The sequence below is a fragment of the Halospina denitrificans genome (genome assembly GCF_004364635.1).
Classification (GTDB): Bacteria; Pseudomonadota; Gammaproteobacteria; order Pseudomonadales; family Oleiphilaceae; genus Halospina; species Halospina denitrificans.
In genome coordinates, this window is the sequence record NZ_SOAX01000007.1 from 160,285 (window position 1) to 176,350 (window position 16,066).

Sequence of the window (16,066 nt, forward strand, 5' to 3'; positions counted from 1 at the left end):
TTATAGTCGCTGTCTGATATCGAACCAGCTATCAATAATTGCCGCAATCATCAAAACCAAAAACAGCCAGGGCGTCAGGATGATCAGGGCTATATAGAACCCGACTAACCACCCGCGCGCCAGCTCACGCTTTGCAACAACGCCGTGAACAAGCGCAATTCCGGCCATAAACAAGGGCAGTCCCAGCACCAGGAGCAACAACGTTGGATTGAGACCAACGTAATCCCCTACGGCAAGGACCACCAGCACCGCCAGCGCAACCGGGGCGGACAGGCGGAATTCATGGAATTCCTTCTTCAACCCTCCGGGGTTGAACAGCTTTGCCTGCCAGCCACGAGCCAGCAGCGTCGACAGAACGGCCAGGCCATAGTTGAGCAGCCCCAGCGTCGCGATCATCATCATACGGATCACTGAAGCCGGATCCTGCCCCTCCGGCAGATTGGCCGTGGCCTCGGAGTCCATCTCTGAGTACACCTGCTCGGCCATCCCCGTCACCTGCCCGAAAAAGTCGGGGGCGACCAGGGGTATGGCGTGAGCTACTGCAATGGCGGCTGCCGCGCCACCGATCAGGGCTTTTTCCCAGGAAACGGTGGCCTGGAGAATGGCTGACATCACCATGGTCAACAGCAGGACCGCCAGTGGTGCGGGATCCATTCCCCACAGAAACCAGGCCGCGCCCGGCAACAGGGCCCAGATGCCGACATTGAGCCCCTGTCGCGGACCCAACCGCAGCGTTACCAGAGCCACAGCGGCGGCACTGACCCAGAACAGGAAAGGTACCGCCATTGCGACCAGGGCTACGCCCGCGGCATAGACCGGACCCCGCAATATGAACTCGGCCAGACGCTGCATTGATCAGCCCCGGGTATTACTGGTCGTGGCTGTCGGTGTACGGCAGCAGAGCCAGATAACGCGCCCGCTTTACGGCTGTCGCGAGCTGGCGCTGGTAGCGCGCGCGCGTTCCGGTAATACGGCTGGGTACGATCTTACCCGTTTCGGTAATGTAACCACGCAGGGTATCGAGATCCTTGTAGTCAATCTCTTTCACGCCTTCCGCGGTGAAACGGCAAAACTTACGACGTCTGAAAAAACGTGCCATGAATAGGGTTCCTTACATCACTGATGAGTGTTATTCGCTGCTTTCTTCGGCTTCCGCGGACTCTTCGCTCTCGCCACCGGAGGCGTCGGAGCCGGAATCAGTCTCGGTGTCACGACGCGGACGCTCGTCACGGCGCTCTTCGCGGTTTTCCGTCGCCTTCATCGGTGAGGGCTCGGTGATCGCTTCATCCTTCTTGACCACAAGGTCCCGGATAACCGCGTCATTGAAACGGAAGTTGTGCTGCAGCTCGCCCAGCGCTTCCTGGGAGCACTCGATGTTCATCAGGATATAGTGGGCTTTGTGGATCTTGTTGATCGGATAGGCCAACTGGCGCCGACCCCAGTCCTCAACACGGTGTACCGTACCACCGTCCTCATTCACGAGCTTGGTGTATCGCTCGATCATGGCGGGGACCTGCTCGCTCTGATCCGGATGGACCAGTGTCACGATTTCGTAATGACGCATTGTAGCTCCTTACGGGTTAAGCAGCCTCCGTGGGCGTCCGACGGAAGCAAGGAGTGATCAGAAGCAATGCCCTTTGGGCGCATCGCGTTACAACCCCGAATTACGGGGACCGCACATTTTAGGGACGACAGGCTCAGGATGCAATCAGCCGTTGGCGACGGGCTTCAAAAAGACAGACTCCGGTTGCTACGGAGACGTTGAGACTGCTCACCATTCCCGCCATTGGCAGGTTTCCCAACTGATCGCAGTGTTCACGGGTCAGACGACGCATCCCCGCGCCTTCCGCGCCCATCACAAGCCCGAGAGGGCCACTGAGATCAAGGTCATAGATGGTGGTGTCCGTGTCGCCGGTGGTTCCAGTGAACCAGACGCCAAGGTCGCGACACTGGCGCATAAAGCGTGCAAGATTGGTGACTCTTACAACGGGCACGGACTCGGCGGCACCACTGGCCACCTTGATGGCCACGCCGTTGAGCGGCGCGGAATGGTCCTTGGGAACAACCAGGGCATCCACACCGGCGGCATCGGCGGTTCGCAGACAGGCACCCAGGTTATGGGGGTCTGTGACGCCATCAAGCACTAACAGGAAGGGCGGTCTTGCGGACGCCTCAAGCCGTTCGAGGAGGTCGGCTTCCCTAACCTCCGGTGCCGCCTTGACGCGGGCGACGATTCCCTGGTGATTCTCGCCGTCCGTCAGTTCATCCAGGGTCCGTCGATGGCACTCTTCCATGGCCACACCAAAGGATTCGGCAAGGGCACGGACGTGCTTTCGGCGCCTGTCGTCCCGTCCCTGCTGGAACTGGATCCGGACGACGCGCTCGGGATGGTGTTCCAGTAACGCCTCGACGGCGTGCCACCCAAACAGAATACGCTGCGCCACCCTAACCTCCCTGGTCAGCCGTCACGACGGGACTTCTGGCGTTTACGGCCACCGCCGCCCTTGTTGCCGCCTTCCTTGTTACCGCCTTCCTTTCCAGCACTCTTGCCGCCGTCCTTCTTGCCGCCCTTGCCACCATCGTTCTTCGGTGACTGCCGGCGCCGGCTTGCTCCGGATTTCTTCTTATTGCCGCCCTTGCCCCCGGTTTCGGAATCTTCGAGTTCCAGATCGATCTTGCGATCATCGAGATCCACCCGGACCACACGGACCCGGACTTCGTCACCCAGGCGATAGGTTGTGCCTGTGCGCTCGCCAATCAACGTATGGCGCACACGATCAAAGTGATAGAAATCACCACCCAGGGCGGAGATATGCACCAGGCCTTCGGTATAGACTCCAGACAGTTCCACAAAGAACCCAAAGCCGGTTACGGAAGCGATCACGCCATCAAAAACATCCCCGACATGGCTTTCCAGGAATTCGCACTTGAGCCAGGCCGTAACATCACGGGTAGCGTCATCGGCGCGCCGCTCGGTCATTGAGCAGTGCTCGCCCAGCTGCTGGACCTGCTCAAGTGAATAGTCATAGCGCGCCAGTTCAGGATCCGGCTTCTCTGCTGGCACCACCGTCTTGGCCTTGGTATTGCTGCCAAACAATCCCTTGAGGCTTTCCATGGCACCGGATTTTGCCTTGCGATGGATAACCGACTTGATGCCCCGGTGGATCAGCAGGTCGGGATAACGCCGGATCGGCGAGGTGAAGTGGGCGTATTCATCAAAGCCGAGCCCGAAGTGACCGCGCTGCTCGGAGCTGTACACCGCCTGCTTCATGGAGCGCAGCATCACCGTCTGGATGATGTGGGAGTCGGGCCGGCCAGCAACCTGACTCAGAACCTTCTGGTAGTCCTGGGGCTCTGGTTCATCGCCGCCCGGAAGATCCAGGCCCAACCCGCTCAGAAACTGGCGCACGTCGGCCAGGCGTTCCGGAGAGGGTCCGTCATGGATACGGTAGAGCGTCGGGATCTTATGCTGCTTGAGGAAGCGGGCCGTGGCTACGTTCGCACACAGCATGCACTCCTCGATCAGCTTGTGGGCATCGTTGCGCACCACCGGCACGATCTCGCTGATTTTGCGCTCACGATCAAAACGGATCTGGGTGTCGGTCGTCTCAAATTCGATGGCACCCCGTTCCTTCCGGGCCTGGCGCAGCATGTCGTAACAGCCGTAGAGCGTCTCGAGGTGGGGCACCACCGAGGCGTACTGCTCGCGCTGCTTTTTGCCCTCGTCGGAATCGGGCGTTTCCAGAATGGCGCTGACCTTGTTGTAGGTCAGGCGTGCATGGGAGTGCATTACCCCTTCGTAAAAGTGATAGCCGGTAATCCGGCCATCACGACTCAGGTTCATGTCACAGACCATGCAGAGGCGATCAACGCCCGGATTCAGGGAACAGAGCCCGTTGGAGAGCTTCTCCGGCAGCATGGGAACCACATAGTCCGGGAAGTACACCGAGTTGCCCCGATTCTTGCCTTCCTCGTCCAGCGCCGTCCCCGTGCGCACGTACCAGGCCACGTCGGCAATGGCGACCACCAGCCGGTAACCGCCGCCCTTGCGCTTCTCGGCAAAAACAGCATCGTCAAAGTCACGGGCACTTTCATCGTCGATGGTCACCAGGGGCATATCACGCAGATCGACTCGACCCTGCTTGGCTTCCCCTGAAACCTCTTCGGGAATCTGTCTGGCCTGCTCGGTCACCGCGGGCGGCCACTGGTCCGGTATGCCGTAGGAACGGATGGCCACGGTAATTTCCATACCAGGCGCCATGTGATCACCCAGGATCTCCACAATGCGGCCAACGGGCTTGTTGCGCATGGAGGGCTGCTTATCAATGGCGACCGTCACATACTGGCCATGGCCGGCGCCTCCACAACCCTCTTCGGGGATCAGGATTTCCTGATTGATGCGGGCATTTTCCGGCTGGACCATGGCAATACCGTCTTCACGATGGAGGCGGCCCACAACCTGATGCGTATTGCGCTCAAGCACCTCGACAATAACCCCTTCACGACGTCCACGTGCATCGCGCTGATCCTCGCGGACCAGGACCCTGTCTCCATGAAACACCTGGCGCATCTGACGCGCATTGAGGAAAAGGTCATCTCCCTCGCCGTCCGGAACCACGAAACCAAAGCCATCGCGATGGCCCTGAACATGCCCGCGAGTGAGATCGGCTTCGGTGATGGGCAGATAGGCGCCCCGACGGTTGCATATCAGCTGACCATCCCGGGCCATCGCAATAAGCCGACGACGCAGCCCTTCAATAAGCTCCTCGTCATCGAGATCGAATTCTTCGCAGAGCTTCTGGTGGGTAGCGGGCGCGCCGCGTTTCTTGAGGTGTTCCAGAATCATTTCACGGCTGTGTACGGGCCGCTCATACTTCTCAGCTTCGCGCTTTCCGTGGGGGTCGTCTTGCAGGGTTCCTGAAGCCATTGCGTTCGCCTGTGGCTGGATTGTGAATATTATTAGGACCTAGGGGGGCGAAAACTGTTATGGGAGCACAAAAGGGGAAGGATAAAAAGTGGTGCCGAGGAGAGGACTTGAACCTCCACGTCCTTACGGACACTAGCACCTGAAGCTAGCGCGTCTACCATTTCCGCCACCTCGGCAAGAGGTCTTTCTGTTGCTCCGGGCGCCGCCCGAATCTGGCGCGTACTTTACTGCGCGTCAGGGGGCCTGTCAAATCCTTTTCGACTCGTCGTTTACGGCACCCCCCCCTGATCCATCAGTTACCGGCTCCGATCTGCTCCAGGTATTGCGTGAACCGGATATGCTCATACGTGATCATGGCGTCCAGATTGGTTCCACTTATATCCCGCTCACCGCCCTCGCTATCCGGGCAATAAGTACCAAAGCCACTCTCGGTCTTTCGCAGGGAGCGAAGCAGGTCCGGCTGTTGCTCTGATAACAGCCCCTCGCTGGTGTCGTCATAATATTCATAATCCCAGCGACTCGTCGGGTCTCCATTGTTTGGCAAGCGCTCTACTGAAAGAACCCGGAACCGGGGTCCGGGCTCATCAGATTCCCGGCGATGGCCATAATAGTTTTCAGTCGCAACTGTTTCACCATTGCCATCTTTAACGGTCACTTCCACCTTGGCATTGGCGACGCGGTCATTGGGCGCACTGAAATTCGGCTCACCGCATTCCGAGAACCCGGTAATTGTCCGATTGCGCTCTTGCCCATTGGAAAGATTGTAGACCCGGAAATCGATCGTGCTTTCGTACCCATCGTTGGCCGGCTCTTCAATAAGCCAATCGGGCGGATTGCCATTGCCATCAACACGCTCCACCGCACTGATACGAGTATTTTCTTCAAGTTCTTCAACGGTGGAGACACGGTAGAAACGATCCGCATCCTCCGGCTCATAGTCCGCCAGACTACCAAGGCCGACCGTATCAAACCGCAATGACTGCAGACTCGCCAGGTTACCGTCCTTACTCCAGCTCCAGTCGAAAAGGAATCGTTCATCAGGACTGTCAGTCGTATCTACCGCGCCAGGGACCGGATCATCCAGATCAAACCCCACTCCAAGCTGAGCACCCTGATCCGCCATACGGCCGCTTTCATTGGCGAGACGCGTCACAAATTCCATGGATGGGGCCACATGCCCACGCACAGTAGCGCGGCGCAACACTGTTCCCAAACCGTAGTCATACCGGCTGGCGCCAGCCTGGCGTGCTCCGTCCGGAACCTCGCCCAAGTCACCCAAGGTAAAGGGGTCCCCTCCGTCTACCGGCAGGTAAAGCCTTTGCTCACGAAGCAGCCAGGGGTCGCTAAGGTCGGGGTTAAAACTTCTGACGCTCTCAAGTTCGGGAAGCTGAAAACCATCAACACCCCCGTTTACCTGGATTGCTTCATCAACCTCCCCGAGAATCGGTTTTGCCTGATCCAGCAGAATGGAACCAATCACCGCCAGATCCTTTTTGGCAAATATCGCTGGGCTAGAAAGTTCATCGGGCGATTCAGCCCCTCCTAGATCCCGCACAAGCTCATTAATATCACCAGGAACCTGTTTTTGGATAAGACGCCGTAAAGCGCGAGCATAAAAAGGGACCCGCTCGGCGCCGCTTACCAGATAATCGGAATAAACCCCGATGGCTTCCTCAGTACCGCTCAACCGATTATTGATCTCGGTACCGGCTCTGCTGACCGCCTCGCCAATTTCGATGCTGTTCTCACCGCGAACCTCAAGTCCCTGAAGACGCCGCCACGTCTCCGCCATGGTCGTGAAGGGCGTCACCAGTTCCACACCGGGAGGAGCCAGGAGAAAAAAAGCTTGATCAACGGTATCCCCCTGCCCATTCCTCGTAAAACCGGGAATGGCAGTGGCCATAAGAGGAAATTCACGGGGGTTAATGTCAGCTTCATCTTTACCCGTCTGAAACCCGGTTATATCCAGCTCAAAACGCCCTTCGGCATTGGTGAACGCGCCCGGCTCATCGTCATCAAACTGACCGTCGGCATCCCTATCGAGCCAGACCAGGGCGTTTTCCAGCTTACCGTTCATAACCCGGCCATGGTAACGATCTGGATCATTGTTACTGATGGGACTAGCCAGGGATTGAATGTCCTCCTCGAACTCATCGGAACTTTCTTCCCTGAGGCAGCCGGCAAGGCCAATCACGACCATGGCAAGAAGGCCGATCTGGAGAATGCGTTTGTTCATGAGTGCGCCACCCGTCGCGTTGTCTGGGTCATTTCCCTGACGCGACTGTACCGGACGCGGGCGGCGCTTACCTTGATACGCTTGGCATTTGTGAAACGCGGATGCTCAGAAGGAGCGGGCGACGATCTCCTTCATGATCTCGTTGGTCCCGGCGTAGATACGCTGCACCCGCGCGTCGGCCCAGGCCCTGGCGATGGGGTATTCCCACATGTAGCCGTAACCGCCGAACAACTGCAGGCACTCATCCATGACCCGGCATTGCAGGTCGGTGGTCCACTGTTTGAGCATGGCGGCGGTCTGGACGTCGAGCTTGCCATCCAGATGCAGCTCCAGGCACCGGTCCACGAAGGTGCGGCCCGCCGTGATGTCGGCCTTGAGCTCAGCCAGCTTGAAGCGGGTATTCTGGAAGCCGATGACAGGTTTGCCGAAGGCCTTGCGCTCTTTGGTGTAGTCCAGCGTCCACTGGAAGGCCCCCTCGCAGGCGGCCAGCGCCACCAGACCCACGAGCAGACGTTCCTGGGGCAGCTCCTGCATCAGCTGCATAAAGCCCTGCCCTTCGCTGCTGCCCAGCAGGTTTTCAGCAGGGACCTTTACGTCCTGGAAGAACAGCTCCGAGGTGTCCTGGGCCTTCATGCCGACCTTTTCCAGGTTGCGCCCCTTGGCGAAGCCTTCCCAGTCGGCTTCTACCAGGAAGAGACTGGTGCCCTTGGCACCCTCTTTCGGGTCGGTCTTGGCAACCACGATCACCAGGTCCGCCATCTGGCCATTGGTGATAAAGGTCTTGGACCCATTGAGTAGATAGTGATCGCCATTTTTCACCGCGGTGGTACGAATGCTCTGCAGATCGCTGCCGGCGCCGGGTTCTGTCATGGCAATAGCGGTGATCATCTCACCTCGGGCCATCTTAGGGAGGTACTTCTGCTTCTGTTCCTCGGTGCCGTAGTGGAGGATGTAGGGCGCGACAATGTCCGAGTGCAGGAAGAAGCCGATGCCGGAGAGGCCCAGCCGACTGACCTCTTCCATCACCACGGCGCTGTAGCGGAAGTCGACCCCGGCACCACCGTATTCCTCCGGCACGTTGGGGCAAAGCAGACCCAGCTCGGCGGCCTTGGTCCAGAGCTCGCGACTGACCTGGCCGTCCTTTTCCCACTGGCCGTGGTGGGGAACGGCTTCATGCTCAAGAAAGCGGGTAACGGTGTCACGGAACTGGTTGTGGTCGCTGTCGAAGAGAGGGCGAGAGATCATCTATGGGCTCCGGTGTTGTCCATTCGCGCTCAGTGTCGCGGGGCGCCGGCATTGCCACAATGACCAAAACCATCAATCCGGTTGGCCTGATCGCCTAACGGCTCCCCCGGCCTGAGGATTGCGGATCCCGGCCGCCGTGCCCCAGACAGAACCACCCGTTCACAATATGACCCAAAGACCTCCGCGGAAGGAGTGGAAGTTTTCGTTCGATTGGGTGGCTCATGCGCCTGCAGTATGCTTCAGTGACCAGCATCGTCCGGCTGGAGAACCTTCATGACAATGGCTGAAAAACTCTGCCTCAGCGCTGCCTTCATTTTCTTTATGACCGGTCTGCTCACCGGTGTCTGGAAATGGGTGCATATACGGCGTTCCAGCAGGGCCAGCGCGCCCCGGTATGTGGACATCGCCCACCGCAGCTCGCTGCTCTACAGTTTCGCGGCCCTGCTGTTGGGTGCGTTTGCACGCCTTAGCGTGTTTCCGGACTGGATCAACAGCCTTTCAGTCGTCGCTGCCCTGGCCTTTTTTGCTCTGGCCATTGCCAGCTACATCCTGCACGGGATCCTCCAGGACACCAGCAACCAGTTCCGGCAACCTCACCTTCTGGGCCGGTTCACTCTGCCTTCCTGGGTGATGACCATGAGCATGGTGCTGCTGATTTTCGCGGAGGTCGTTGGCACCCTGATCGTGGGAACCGGCGCATTGATCGGCATCTGGGGACCCGAATTCTGAATCACCCCTTCTGAATCAGAAGAGCTGGCCAGCCTGTGCGTCAGAAGGGTCGGCGCCATCAGGGTGACCAACATGACTCCGGTTCTGCTAAAGCCTCGTCGAACTGCTGCCGGGACTCCTTGAATCGCGCTATCGGGAAATTGATCGAGACCCCTTCCAGCGCGGCCTCCAGCATCTGCAGGTGCGCATCCCAGCCAGCGGCACTGAGGGTAATGCGATCGTCGGGCAGCAGTTCCAGTGTCAGGCTCAGCCTCGTCACGCCGCCTCCAGGCTGCAGCAGCCAGCGGATGGGCCGCTGCGGCCTATCGCCGTTGCTCCAGGAATAGGCCAGGCGCCGTTCGTGCTCCAGGGTTAGCAGATGGGAATCAATGGGTTCACCGCTCATCTCGAACTCAATCCGGACCCGCCCGCCGGGGCTCAGCTCAATCTCCCCGGGCGCCAGCCATTCACGCAGGTACTGCGATTCGGTCAGCCATGCCCAGACCCGCTCCGGTGGATGCACCAGTTCCCGCGCCAGCGTGACCTGCCAACCGCCGTCAACCTGCTCGAACGCCGCGCGCTCAGTGGTAATTACTATTTCATCGCTCATCGATGTGACCCTCCAGAAAGCATGCAGTATTGAGCTATCGCCAGCTTACGCGAATCGGAAGCGTCACCACTTGATGACTATCAAACCCGCTAAGGCCGTCTCTGTGAGATCCGCGAACAGCACATTGTTTTCCAGTTCCACGGGCTGGTTTGCTATGCCGTTCATCCCACGAGCCAGCATCGGAAACACCACTTCCTCTTCCTTCTGCATAGGCGTCTCGAGGGCGTCTTCCATCTGGATCAGGTGGCTCGCCAGTCCGGAGGGACACTCAACGTGGCCGCCATGAACCCGCTCCTCCCGTTTCGCGGTACGGAGCTGATCCAAATATTTATATTAATGTATTTTTGTTAAATCCTTATGAGGAGTAAGGCAAGGCGCCCATAAAACTTGATGGATTCAGCCGCACTACCGCAGCCCGTGCGTCATAATGCAGAGTGTGCCGCCCTTTCCTTGAGGATATTTTCATGAGCAACACCCGCAATCCGGACTGGAATCCACGGGATCCGGCCATACTGCATCAGCCGCTGAAAGCATATGACCGCATGCGCTGTGAATGCCCCGTGGCCTGGAGCGACTACCAGCACTGGTCGCTTTTCCGTCATGCGGACGTGATGCGGGTATTGCATGAGCCGGAAACCTTCTCCAACACCGTTTCCCAGCACCTGTCGGTTCCCAATGGCATGGACCCGCCGGAACACGGGCGTTACCGGGCCATCATCGAGCCCTACTTCAGCCCGGATGCCATGGCGCGGTTTGAGCCGGAGTGCCGCCGCATCGCGCGGGAGCTGGTTCAGTCCCTCCCTGAACAGGGCGAGGTGGATGTGATCCCGGCCTTTGCGGAGGATTTTGCGCTGCGCATCCAATGCGCTTTTATGGGCTGGCGCTCGGATCTCCACGAACCGCTACGCGAATGGCTGCACCGCAACCTGGCCGCCACCCTTTCCGGCGACCGCGAGGCCATGGCCCAGGTGGCCGTGGACTTCGACAGCACCATTCGCTCGCTGCTGGCGGAACGCCGCGAAGCCGGCAACCAGGCGCCTGCCGACACCACCACGGCGCTGATGAATGAAACCGTGAATGGCCGCTCGCTGAGCGATGAGGAGCTGGTCAGCATCCTGCGCAACTGGACGGTCGGCGAGCTGGGCACGATCAGCGCCAGTGTCGGCATTGTGCTGCATGCCCTGGCTGGCGATGCGGTATTGCGGGAGCGAATTACCGCCCAACCGGAAACCTTGAATGCCACCATTGATGAACTGTTGCGCCGGGACGCACCGCTGATGTCGAACCGCCGCGTTACCACCTGCCCGGTGACCCTCGGCGGGCGCCGGATCGAGGCCGGCGAGCGCATCACCCTGCTATGGGCGGCCGCCAACCGGGACGAGGCAGTGTTTGGTGATCCGGATGCCATCAGACCCGAGGCGAATGCCTCCAGTAACCTGCTCTACGGCGCCGGCATTCACGTCTGCCCCGGTGCGCCCCTGGCGCGGCTGGAGCTGGGCACCCTGTTCGAGGAGCTGCTGTACTGGCGGCCCCGATTCCGCCATGCCAGCGGCGCTGAGCCGCGCCGTGCGCACTACCCGGCCGGCGGCTTCGCGTCACTCAAACTGGCGTTCGGCTGAATCCTGAAACCCGGACGCTTCAGCGGATTTCACCACTGCGCATGCGGTAGAACTGCTGTGCGGTGCGACCGCTTCGCCCGCCCCGGGCCAACGCAAACTGCAGCGCTTCCCGATGCAGGGCTTCGCGGTCCTGCACGTCCGGAAAAAGCGCATCCACCGCTTCCAGGTAGACCTCTTCGCGGAAGGGATAGAAGGACAGCCAGAGGCCAAAACGGTCGGACAGCGAAATCTGCTCCTCCACCGCCTCCGAGGGGTGGATCTCGCCATCTTCCATGGTGGTGTTGCGGTTGTCGCTGAAATACTCCGGCATCAGGTGACGGCGGTTGGAGGTGGCATAGACGCGCACGTTTTCCGGCGGCAGCTCGATGGAGCCCTCAAGGACACTCTTTAGCGGCTTGTAGGCCGGGTCGCCATCGCCGAAGGACAGGTCGTCGCAGTAGATGATGAACCGCTCCGGGCGCTGGCGGATATCATCGACGATTTCCGGGAGGTGGACCAGGTCTTCCTTGTCCACCTCGATCACCCGCAGTCCCTGCTCCCGGTAGCGGTTCAGCAGGGCCTTGACCAGGGACGACTTGCCGGTGCCCCGGGAGCCCCAGAGCAACGCGTGGTTGGCCGGCTTTCCGGCCAGGAAGCGTTCGGTATTGTGGGCCAGCTTTTCCTTCTGGGTGTCGATGCCGTGAAGGTCCTCCCAGCGGATCGGGTCCGGCGCTTCCACCGGGCGCAGGCCCTGGCGATAACGGCGCCAGATGGCGGCCGGTACGATCTTCCAGTCAATCTCCATCGGGAATGTCGCTTTTACTACGGCTGGATTTCATGGCGGCCCGGGCCTCGCCCCAGCGGGCGACCAGGGACTGATCCAGATCCAGGTGGTCCATGAGTCGGGCGACAATGAAGTTCACCAGATCCCCTACCGTGGCCGGCTCGTGATAGAAGCCGGGGCTGGCCGGCATGATGATGGCCCCCATGCGCGTGAGTCGCAGCATGTTATCAAGATGGACTTCTGAATAGGGAGACTCGCGTGGGACCAGGATCAGCTGGCGCTTCTCCTTGAGTGCCACATCGCCCGCGCGTTCAATGAGGTTGTCGCTGGCACCGTTGGCCAGCGCCGAGAGAGTGCCGGTGCTGCAGGGGCAGATCACCAGCGGCGCCTTTGGCCCCGAGCCCGAGGCGGGCGGCGCGAACCAGTCCTCCCGCCCGAACACCTGGAGCTGGCCCGGCTCAGCCCCGTAGCGCTCTTCGAGGTACTGCTGCATGGCATCCGGGCTGCCCGGCAGGCGCAGGTCCGTCTCCGTGCTGATCACCACCTGCGCCGCCCGCGAGACCATGAAGCGTACCTGACAGCCTGCCGCAATCATCTCCTCAAGCAGGCGCAGGCCATAGGGGGCGCCCGAAGCGCCGGTCATGGCAAGGTTGATCACGCGTGATTCAGCCAAAACAGGTCTCCAGCTGCTTTACCAGTTGCTCACGGAGGCCGCCCATGCCGCCGTTGCTCATCAGTACAATATGGCAGGGCCTGGGCAGGTCACGGCATACATCCATCACCAGTTCCTCCATAACCGAGTGGCTGCTGTGGTTGGGCCCGGCCTGCGCCAGCATGTTCCGAAGCCATTCCTGGGCATCATAGTCGACCCAGATGACCCGGTCGGCCAGCTGCGTGGCCTCCAGGAGGCGATCGCCGTGGAAGCCCTGGCGCATGGTGTTGGAGCGCGGCTCAACGACCGCTATTACGTTGTCATCCCCCACTTGTTCACGCAGACCATCAAGCGTGGTGGCAATGGCCGTGGGGTGATGGGCAAAATCGTCGTACAGGCGAATGCCGCCAACATCCGTCAACAGTTCCATCCGCCGTTTCACGCCGCCAAAACGCTGGAGGGCCGCAATAGCATGATCCGGCGTTACGCCCACGTGCTTGGACGCGGCAATGGCCGCCAGCGCGTTGCGAACATTGTGGTGTCCCGTCAGGTTCCAGCGCAGCCGCGCCACGGGCTGGTTGTTGTGGATGACCATGAAATCGCTGCCATCACTCTCCATGAGTTCCGCCCGCCAGGCCGAAAGATCCGACTCGCCCCCTACCGACGTGGTCTGGATGGGCGTCCAGCAGCCGCGCGCAAGGGCCAGATCCAGATGCCGGTCACGCGCCGGACGCACGATCAGCCCGGTTGCAGGCACGGTTCGCACCAGGTGGTGGAACTGCTTCTCGATGTCCTCAATGGAATCAAAGATGTCCGCGTGGTCAAACTCCAGGTTATTGAGGATCAGCGTGCGGGGCCGGTAATGGATGAACTTGGAGCGTTTGTCGAAGAAGGCGCTGTCGTACTCGTCCGCTTCAATCACGAAGAAGTCGGAGGAGCCCAGTCGTGCCGAGTGCTCAAAGTCATTGGGGACACCGCCGATCAGGTATCCCGGATCAAAACCGGCCTGGTCCAGGATCCAGAGCATCATGGAGGCGGTGGTGGTCTTGCCGTGGGTCCCGGCGGCCGCCAGCACCCAGCGATTACCGAGCACCTCCCGGGCCAGCCACTCAGGACCGGATACATAAGGGAGGTTGCGGTTGAGCACGTACTCCACCGCCGGATTGCCGCGTCCCAGGGCATTGCCGACCACGACCTGATCCGGAGCCGGTTTGAGCGCCTCGCGGCTGTACCCCTCGTGCAGCTCAATCCCCGCGTTCTCGAGCTGTGTGCTCATGGGCGGGTAGACGTTCTCGTCCGAGCCGGTCACGGTATGCCCGAGCTCGCGGGCAAGAATGGCCAGACTTCCCATGAAGGTGCCACAGATGCCCAGTATATGAATATGCATGATCGGTACGCCTGGCTGCCTTAATGTGAACCTGATCCGGTATGGTATTGGAATTGCCGTTCAAACCCAATCAGCAGTCGCATGGATCATGCACTGAGCAACGCTTTCAAGTATCATGCGCGCAATTCACGTGATCGCAGGAGGCTCAAATCATCATGGCGCCTAAAAACGCTTTCTACGCCCAGTCCGGTGGTGTGACAGCTGTCATCAACGCCAGTGCCGCTGGCGTCATTGAGACAGCCCGCAAAAACAGTGACCGTATTGGTACCGTACTGGCGGGGCGAAACGGCATCACGGGGGCCCTCAAGGAAGATCTCATCGATACCGCCCATGAAGATGACGACACCATCCGCGCCCTGACGCACACCCCGGGCGGCGCCTTCGGCTCCTGCCGTTACAAGCTGCGCAACATTGATGAGAACCGGCGGGAATACGAACGCCTGATCGAGGTGTTCCGGGCCCATGACATTGGCTACTTCTTCTACAACGGGGGCGGCGACTCCCAGGACACGGCTTACAAGGTCTCCCAGATGGCCGAGCGGATGGGCTATCCGATCAGCTGCATCGGCGTCCCCAAGACCGTGGACAACGACCTGCCCTTCACCGACTGCTGCCCGGGCTTTGGTTCCGTGGCCAAGTACATTGCCACCTCAACCCTCGAAGCAAGCCTGGACGTCCAGTCCATGTGCGACTCGTCCACCAAGGTATTCATCCTCGAGGTCATGGGCCGGCATGCGGGCTGGATCGCCGCCGCCGGCGGACTGGCCGGAAAGGAGCCCGGTTCGGCGCCCCACGTCATCATCTTCCCGGAGCATCCGTTTGAGCGGGAGGCGTTCCTGGCCAAGGTGGACCAGAGCGTGAAGGACCACGGCTTCTGTGTGGTCGTCGCTTCCGAGGGCGCCCAGTATGACGATGGGCGTTTTCTGTCGGAGGCAGGTCCGCGTGATGTCTTTGGTCACGCTCAGCTCGGCGGGGTGGCACCGACCCTGGCCAACATGGTGAAGCAGTCGCTGGGTTACAAGAACCACTGGGCGGTTGCCGACTACCTGCAGCGCTCCGCCCGCCACATCGCCTCGCAGACGGACCTTGAGCAGGCCTACGCCGTCGGGGAAGCCGCCGTCAACTATGCGCTGGAAGGTCGTAACGGGATCATGCCGGTGATCAAGCGGGATTCGTCATCGCCCTACCGCTGGCACATCAGTGAGGCGCCGCTCAACGAAGTGGCCAATCAGGAAAAGAAGATGCCCATCCACTACACGACCGACGATGGCTTCGGCATCACGACGGATTGCCGCGAATACCTGGAGCCACTGATCCAGGGCGAAGCCTACCCCCCCTATGAGAACGGTCTTCCCAAGGTGGCCAGACTGAAAAACCATCTGGTGGAAAAGCGACTGAAGGAGCCTTTCACGCCCTGAGGGCCACCCCCTCAGGACTCGTCGTCGCTCCGGCGCCGCGTCATTGAGCGGCGCTGGAACTGCTTCCAGAGCTCGCCGCTCCTGTGCTCCTTCAGGTGTTCGTCGAGCGTACTGCCGGTCACCTGCATCCAGTCAAGATGCTGTTCCCAGCGCTTTTCCGGTATATCTTCCGGGCGCGGCATACCACTGTCATCAGATGCCATGCGTACCTCTCTTTTGATTATCCAGTCTGGGCGTCCAGATGCGTCTCGACGTAATTCGCAAACTCGTCGAAGCCGCCAACATGCTCTCCATCGACAAAAATCTGCGGGACTGTCCTGACGGGAGAGCCAGTCAGCTTTGAGAGATCCTCCTTGGTCAGGCCCTTTTCCTCCATATCCACCCATTCATGGGGCAGGCCGCGTACCTCGCACAGACGACGCGCCCTCGTACAGAAACCGCAGGACATACGTCCGTAAATCGTTACCTTGTTCATGCTGCCACTTCTCCAATACTGCTTTG

At 60.1% G+C, this 16,066-nt stretch carries 17 protein-coding genes and 1 tRNA gene; 3 read left to right on the forward strand and 15 right to left on the reverse strand.

Annotated features, from left to right (window positions below; translation table 11 throughout):
• The 8 genes from DES49_RS13765 to DES49_RS13800 all read right to left on the reverse strand — a co-directional run bounded on the left by DES49_RS13765 (window position 1) and on the right by DES49_RS13800 (window position 8,408).
• Complete coding sequence (locus DES49_RS13765; RefSeq protein ID WP_133737010.1) at window positions 1-852, reverse strand: hypothetical protein; 852 nt, start codon at window positions 850-852, stop codon at window positions 1-3.
• 16 nt (window positions 853-868) lie between these two features.
• On the reverse strand, window positions 869-1,099 hold the full coding sequence (gene rpsR, locus DES49_RS13770; RefSeq protein WP_133737011.1) for a 30S ribosomal protein S18: 231 nt from the start codon (window positions 1,097-1,099) through the stop codon (window positions 869-871).
• Window positions 1,100-1,129: 30 nt separating this feature from the next.
• Window positions 1,130-1,564 (reverse strand): 30S ribosomal protein S6, encoded by a 435-nt coding sequence (rpsF, locus tag DES49_RS13775; protein WP_133737012.1) that lies wholly within the window; start codon window positions 1,562-1,564, stop codon window positions 1,130-1,132.
• A gap of 133 nt (window positions 1,565-1,697) precedes the next feature.
• A complete protein-coding gene (gene rlmB / locus DES49_RS13780; protein WP_133737013.1) occupies window positions 1,698-2,444 on the reverse strand; it encodes a 23S rRNA (guanosine(2251)-2'-O)-methyltransferase RlmB in 747 nt (248 codons plus the stop codon).
• A gap of 14 nt (window positions 2,445-2,458) precedes the next feature.
• On the reverse strand, window positions 2,459-4,927 hold the full coding sequence (rnr, locus tag DES49_RS13785; protein ID WP_133737014.1) for a ribonuclease R: 2,469 nt from the start codon (window positions 4,925-4,927) through the stop codon (window positions 2,459-2,461).
• Between the two features lie 89 nt (window positions 4,928-5,016).
• Window positions 5,017-5,103, reverse strand: a tRNA-Leu gene (locus DES49_RS13790).
• Between the two features lie 116 nt (window positions 5,104-5,219).
• The gene (locus DES49_RS13795) at window positions 5,220-7,163 is read right to left on the reverse strand and encodes a hypothetical protein (protein ID WP_133737015.1); all 1,944 of its coding nucleotides are present in this window, start codon (window positions 7,161-7,163) and stop codon (window positions 5,220-5,222) included.
• Window positions 7,164-7,268: 105 nt separating this feature from the next.
• Complete coding sequence (locus tag DES49_RS13800) at window positions 7,269-8,408, reverse strand: acyl-CoA dehydrogenase family protein (protein ID WP_133737016.1); 1,140 nt, start codon at window positions 8,406-8,408, stop codon at window positions 7,269-7,271.
• A gap of 273 nt (window positions 8,409-8,681) precedes the next feature.
• Between DES49_RS13800 and DES49_RS13805 the strand changes: the two genes are divergently transcribed.
• The gene (locus DES49_RS13805) at window positions 8,682-9,137 is read left to right on the forward strand and encodes a hypothetical protein (protein ID WP_133737017.1); all 456 of its coding nucleotides are present in this window, start codon (window positions 8,682-8,684) and stop codon (window positions 9,135-9,137) included.
• Window positions 9,138-9,195: 58 nt separating this feature from the next.
• Here DES49_RS13805 and DES49_RS13810 read toward each other — a convergent pair whose 3' ends face one another.
• Together DES49_RS13810 and DES49_RS13815 are read right to left on the reverse strand one after the other, a co-directional pair.
• Window positions 9,196-9,726, reverse strand: coding sequence for an SRPBCC family protein (locus DES49_RS13810; RefSeq protein WP_133737018.1), 531 nt, complete (start codon window positions 9,724-9,726; stop codon window positions 9,196-9,198).
• A gap of 63 nt (window positions 9,727-9,789) precedes the next feature.
• The gene (locus DES49_RS13815; RefSeq protein WP_133737019.1) at window positions 9,790-10,050 is read right to left on the reverse strand and encodes a hypothetical protein; all 261 of its coding nucleotides are present in this window, start codon (window positions 10,048-10,050) and stop codon (window positions 9,790-9,792) included.
• A 140-nt stretch (window positions 10,051-10,190) separates the two neighbouring features.
• Between DES49_RS13815 and DES49_RS13820 the strand changes: the two genes are divergently transcribed.
• The gene (locus DES49_RS13820) at window positions 10,191-11,345 is read left to right on the forward strand and encodes a cytochrome P450 (RefSeq protein WP_133737020.1); all 1,155 of its coding nucleotides are present in this window, start codon (window positions 10,191-10,193) and stop codon (window positions 11,343-11,345) included.
• A 19-nt stretch (window positions 11,346-11,364) separates the two neighbouring features.
• Here the strand turns inward: DES49_RS13820 and DES49_RS13825 are convergent, their stop codons facing one another.
• Genes DES49_RS13825 through mpl form a run of 3 tightly spaced genes read right to left on the reverse strand, consistent with a single transcriptional unit; the run spans window position 11,365 to window position 14,147 of the window.
• On the reverse strand, window positions 11,365-12,129 hold the full coding sequence (locus DES49_RS13825; protein ID WP_133737021.1) for an ATP-binding protein: 765 nt from the start codon (window positions 12,127-12,129) through the stop codon (window positions 11,365-11,367).
• On the reverse strand, window positions 12,119-12,751 hold the full coding sequence (locus DES49_RS13830; protein WP_133737100.1) for a flavin prenyltransferase UbiX: 633 nt from the start codon (window positions 12,749-12,751) through the stop codon (window positions 12,119-12,121). The genes DES49_RS13825 and DES49_RS13830 overlap by 11 nt, the downstream gene beginning before the upstream one ends.
• 22 nt (window positions 12,752-12,773) lie before the next feature.
• On the reverse strand, window positions 12,774-14,147 hold the full coding sequence (gene mpl / locus DES49_RS13835; protein ID WP_133737022.1) for a UDP-N-acetylmuramate:L-alanyl-gamma-D-glutamyl-meso-diaminopimelate ligase: 1,374 nt from the start codon (window positions 14,145-14,147) through the stop codon (window positions 12,774-12,776).
• Between the two features lie 155 nt (window positions 14,148-14,302).
• Between mpl and DES49_RS13840 the strand changes: the two genes are divergently transcribed.
• A complete protein-coding gene (locus DES49_RS13840) occupies window positions 14,303-15,565 on the forward strand; it encodes a 6-phosphofructokinase (RefSeq protein WP_133737023.1) in 1,263 nt (420 codons plus the stop codon).
• An 11-nt stretch (window positions 15,566-15,576) separates the two neighbouring features.
• Here the strand turns inward: DES49_RS13840 and DES49_RS13845 are convergent, their stop codons facing one another.
• Entirely contained in the window at window positions 15,577-15,768 is a 192-nt protein-coding gene (locus tag DES49_RS13845; RefSeq protein ID WP_133737024.1) for a hypothetical protein, read from the reverse strand.
• Window positions 15,769-15,785: 17 nt separating this feature from the next.
• Window positions 15,786-16,040, reverse strand: coding sequence for a GrxA family glutaredoxin (locus DES49_RS13850; protein WP_133737025.1), 255 nt, complete (start codon window positions 16,038-16,040; stop codon window positions 15,786-15,788).
• Window positions 16,041-16,066: the final 26 nt, after the last annotated feature.

Coding starts and splice junctions, on each gene's coding strand:
- DES49_RS13765 (WP_133737010.1), bottom strand. CDS start 852: ATGCAGCGTCTGGCCGAGTTCATATTGCGGGGTCCGGTCTATGCCGCG.
- rpsR (WP_133737011.1), bottom strand. CDS start 1,099: ATGGCACGTTTTTTCAGACGTCGTAAGTTTTGCCGTTTCACCGCGGAA.
- rpsF (WP_133737012.1), bottom strand. CDS start 1,564: ATGCGTCATTACGAAATCGTGACACTGGTCCATCCGGATCAGAGCGAG.
- rnr (WP_133737014.1), bottom strand. CDS start 4,927: ATGGCTTCAGGAACCCTGCAAGACGACCCCCACGGAAAGCGCGAAGCT.
- DES49_RS13795 (WP_133737015.1), bottom strand. CDS start 7,163: ATGAACAAACGCATTCTCCAGATCGGCCTTCTTGCCATGGTCGTGATT.
- DES49_RS13800 (WP_133737016.1), bottom strand. CDS start 8,408: ATGATCTCTCGCCCTCTCTTCGACAGCGACCACAACCAGTTCCGTGAC.
- DES49_RS13805 (WP_133737017.1), top strand. CDS start 8,682: ATGACAATGGCTGAAAAACTCTGCCTCAGCGCTGCCTTCATTTTCTTT.
- DES49_RS13810 (WP_133737018.1), bottom strand. CDS start 9,726: ATGAGCGATGAAATAGTAATTACCACTGAGCGCGCGGCGTTCGAGCAG.
- DES49_RS13820 (WP_133737020.1), top strand. CDS start 10,191: ATGAGCAACACCCGCAATCCGGACTGGAATCCACGGGATCCGGCCATA.
- DES49_RS13825 (WP_133737021.1), bottom strand. CDS start 12,129: ATGGAGATTGACTGGAAGATCGTACCGGCCGCCATCTGGCGCCGTTAT.
- DES49_RS13830 (WP_133737100.1), bottom strand. CDS start 12,751: ATGACCGGCGCTTCGGGCGCCCCCTATGGCCTGCGCCTGCTTGAGGAG.
- mpl (WP_133737022.1), bottom strand. CDS start 14,147: ATGCATATTCATATACTGGGCATCTGTGGCACCTTCATGGGAAGTCTG.
- DES49_RS13840 (WP_133737023.1), top strand. CDS start 14,303: ATGGCGCCTAAAAACGCTTTCTACGCCCAGTCCGGTGGTGTGACAGCT.
- DES49_RS13845 (WP_133737024.1), bottom strand. CDS start 15,768: ATGGCATCTGATGACAGTGGTATGCCGCGCCCGGAAGATATACCGGAA.
- DES49_RS13850 (WP_133737025.1), bottom strand. CDS start 16,040: ATGAACAAGGTAACGATTTACGGACGTATGTCCTGCGGTTTCTGTACG.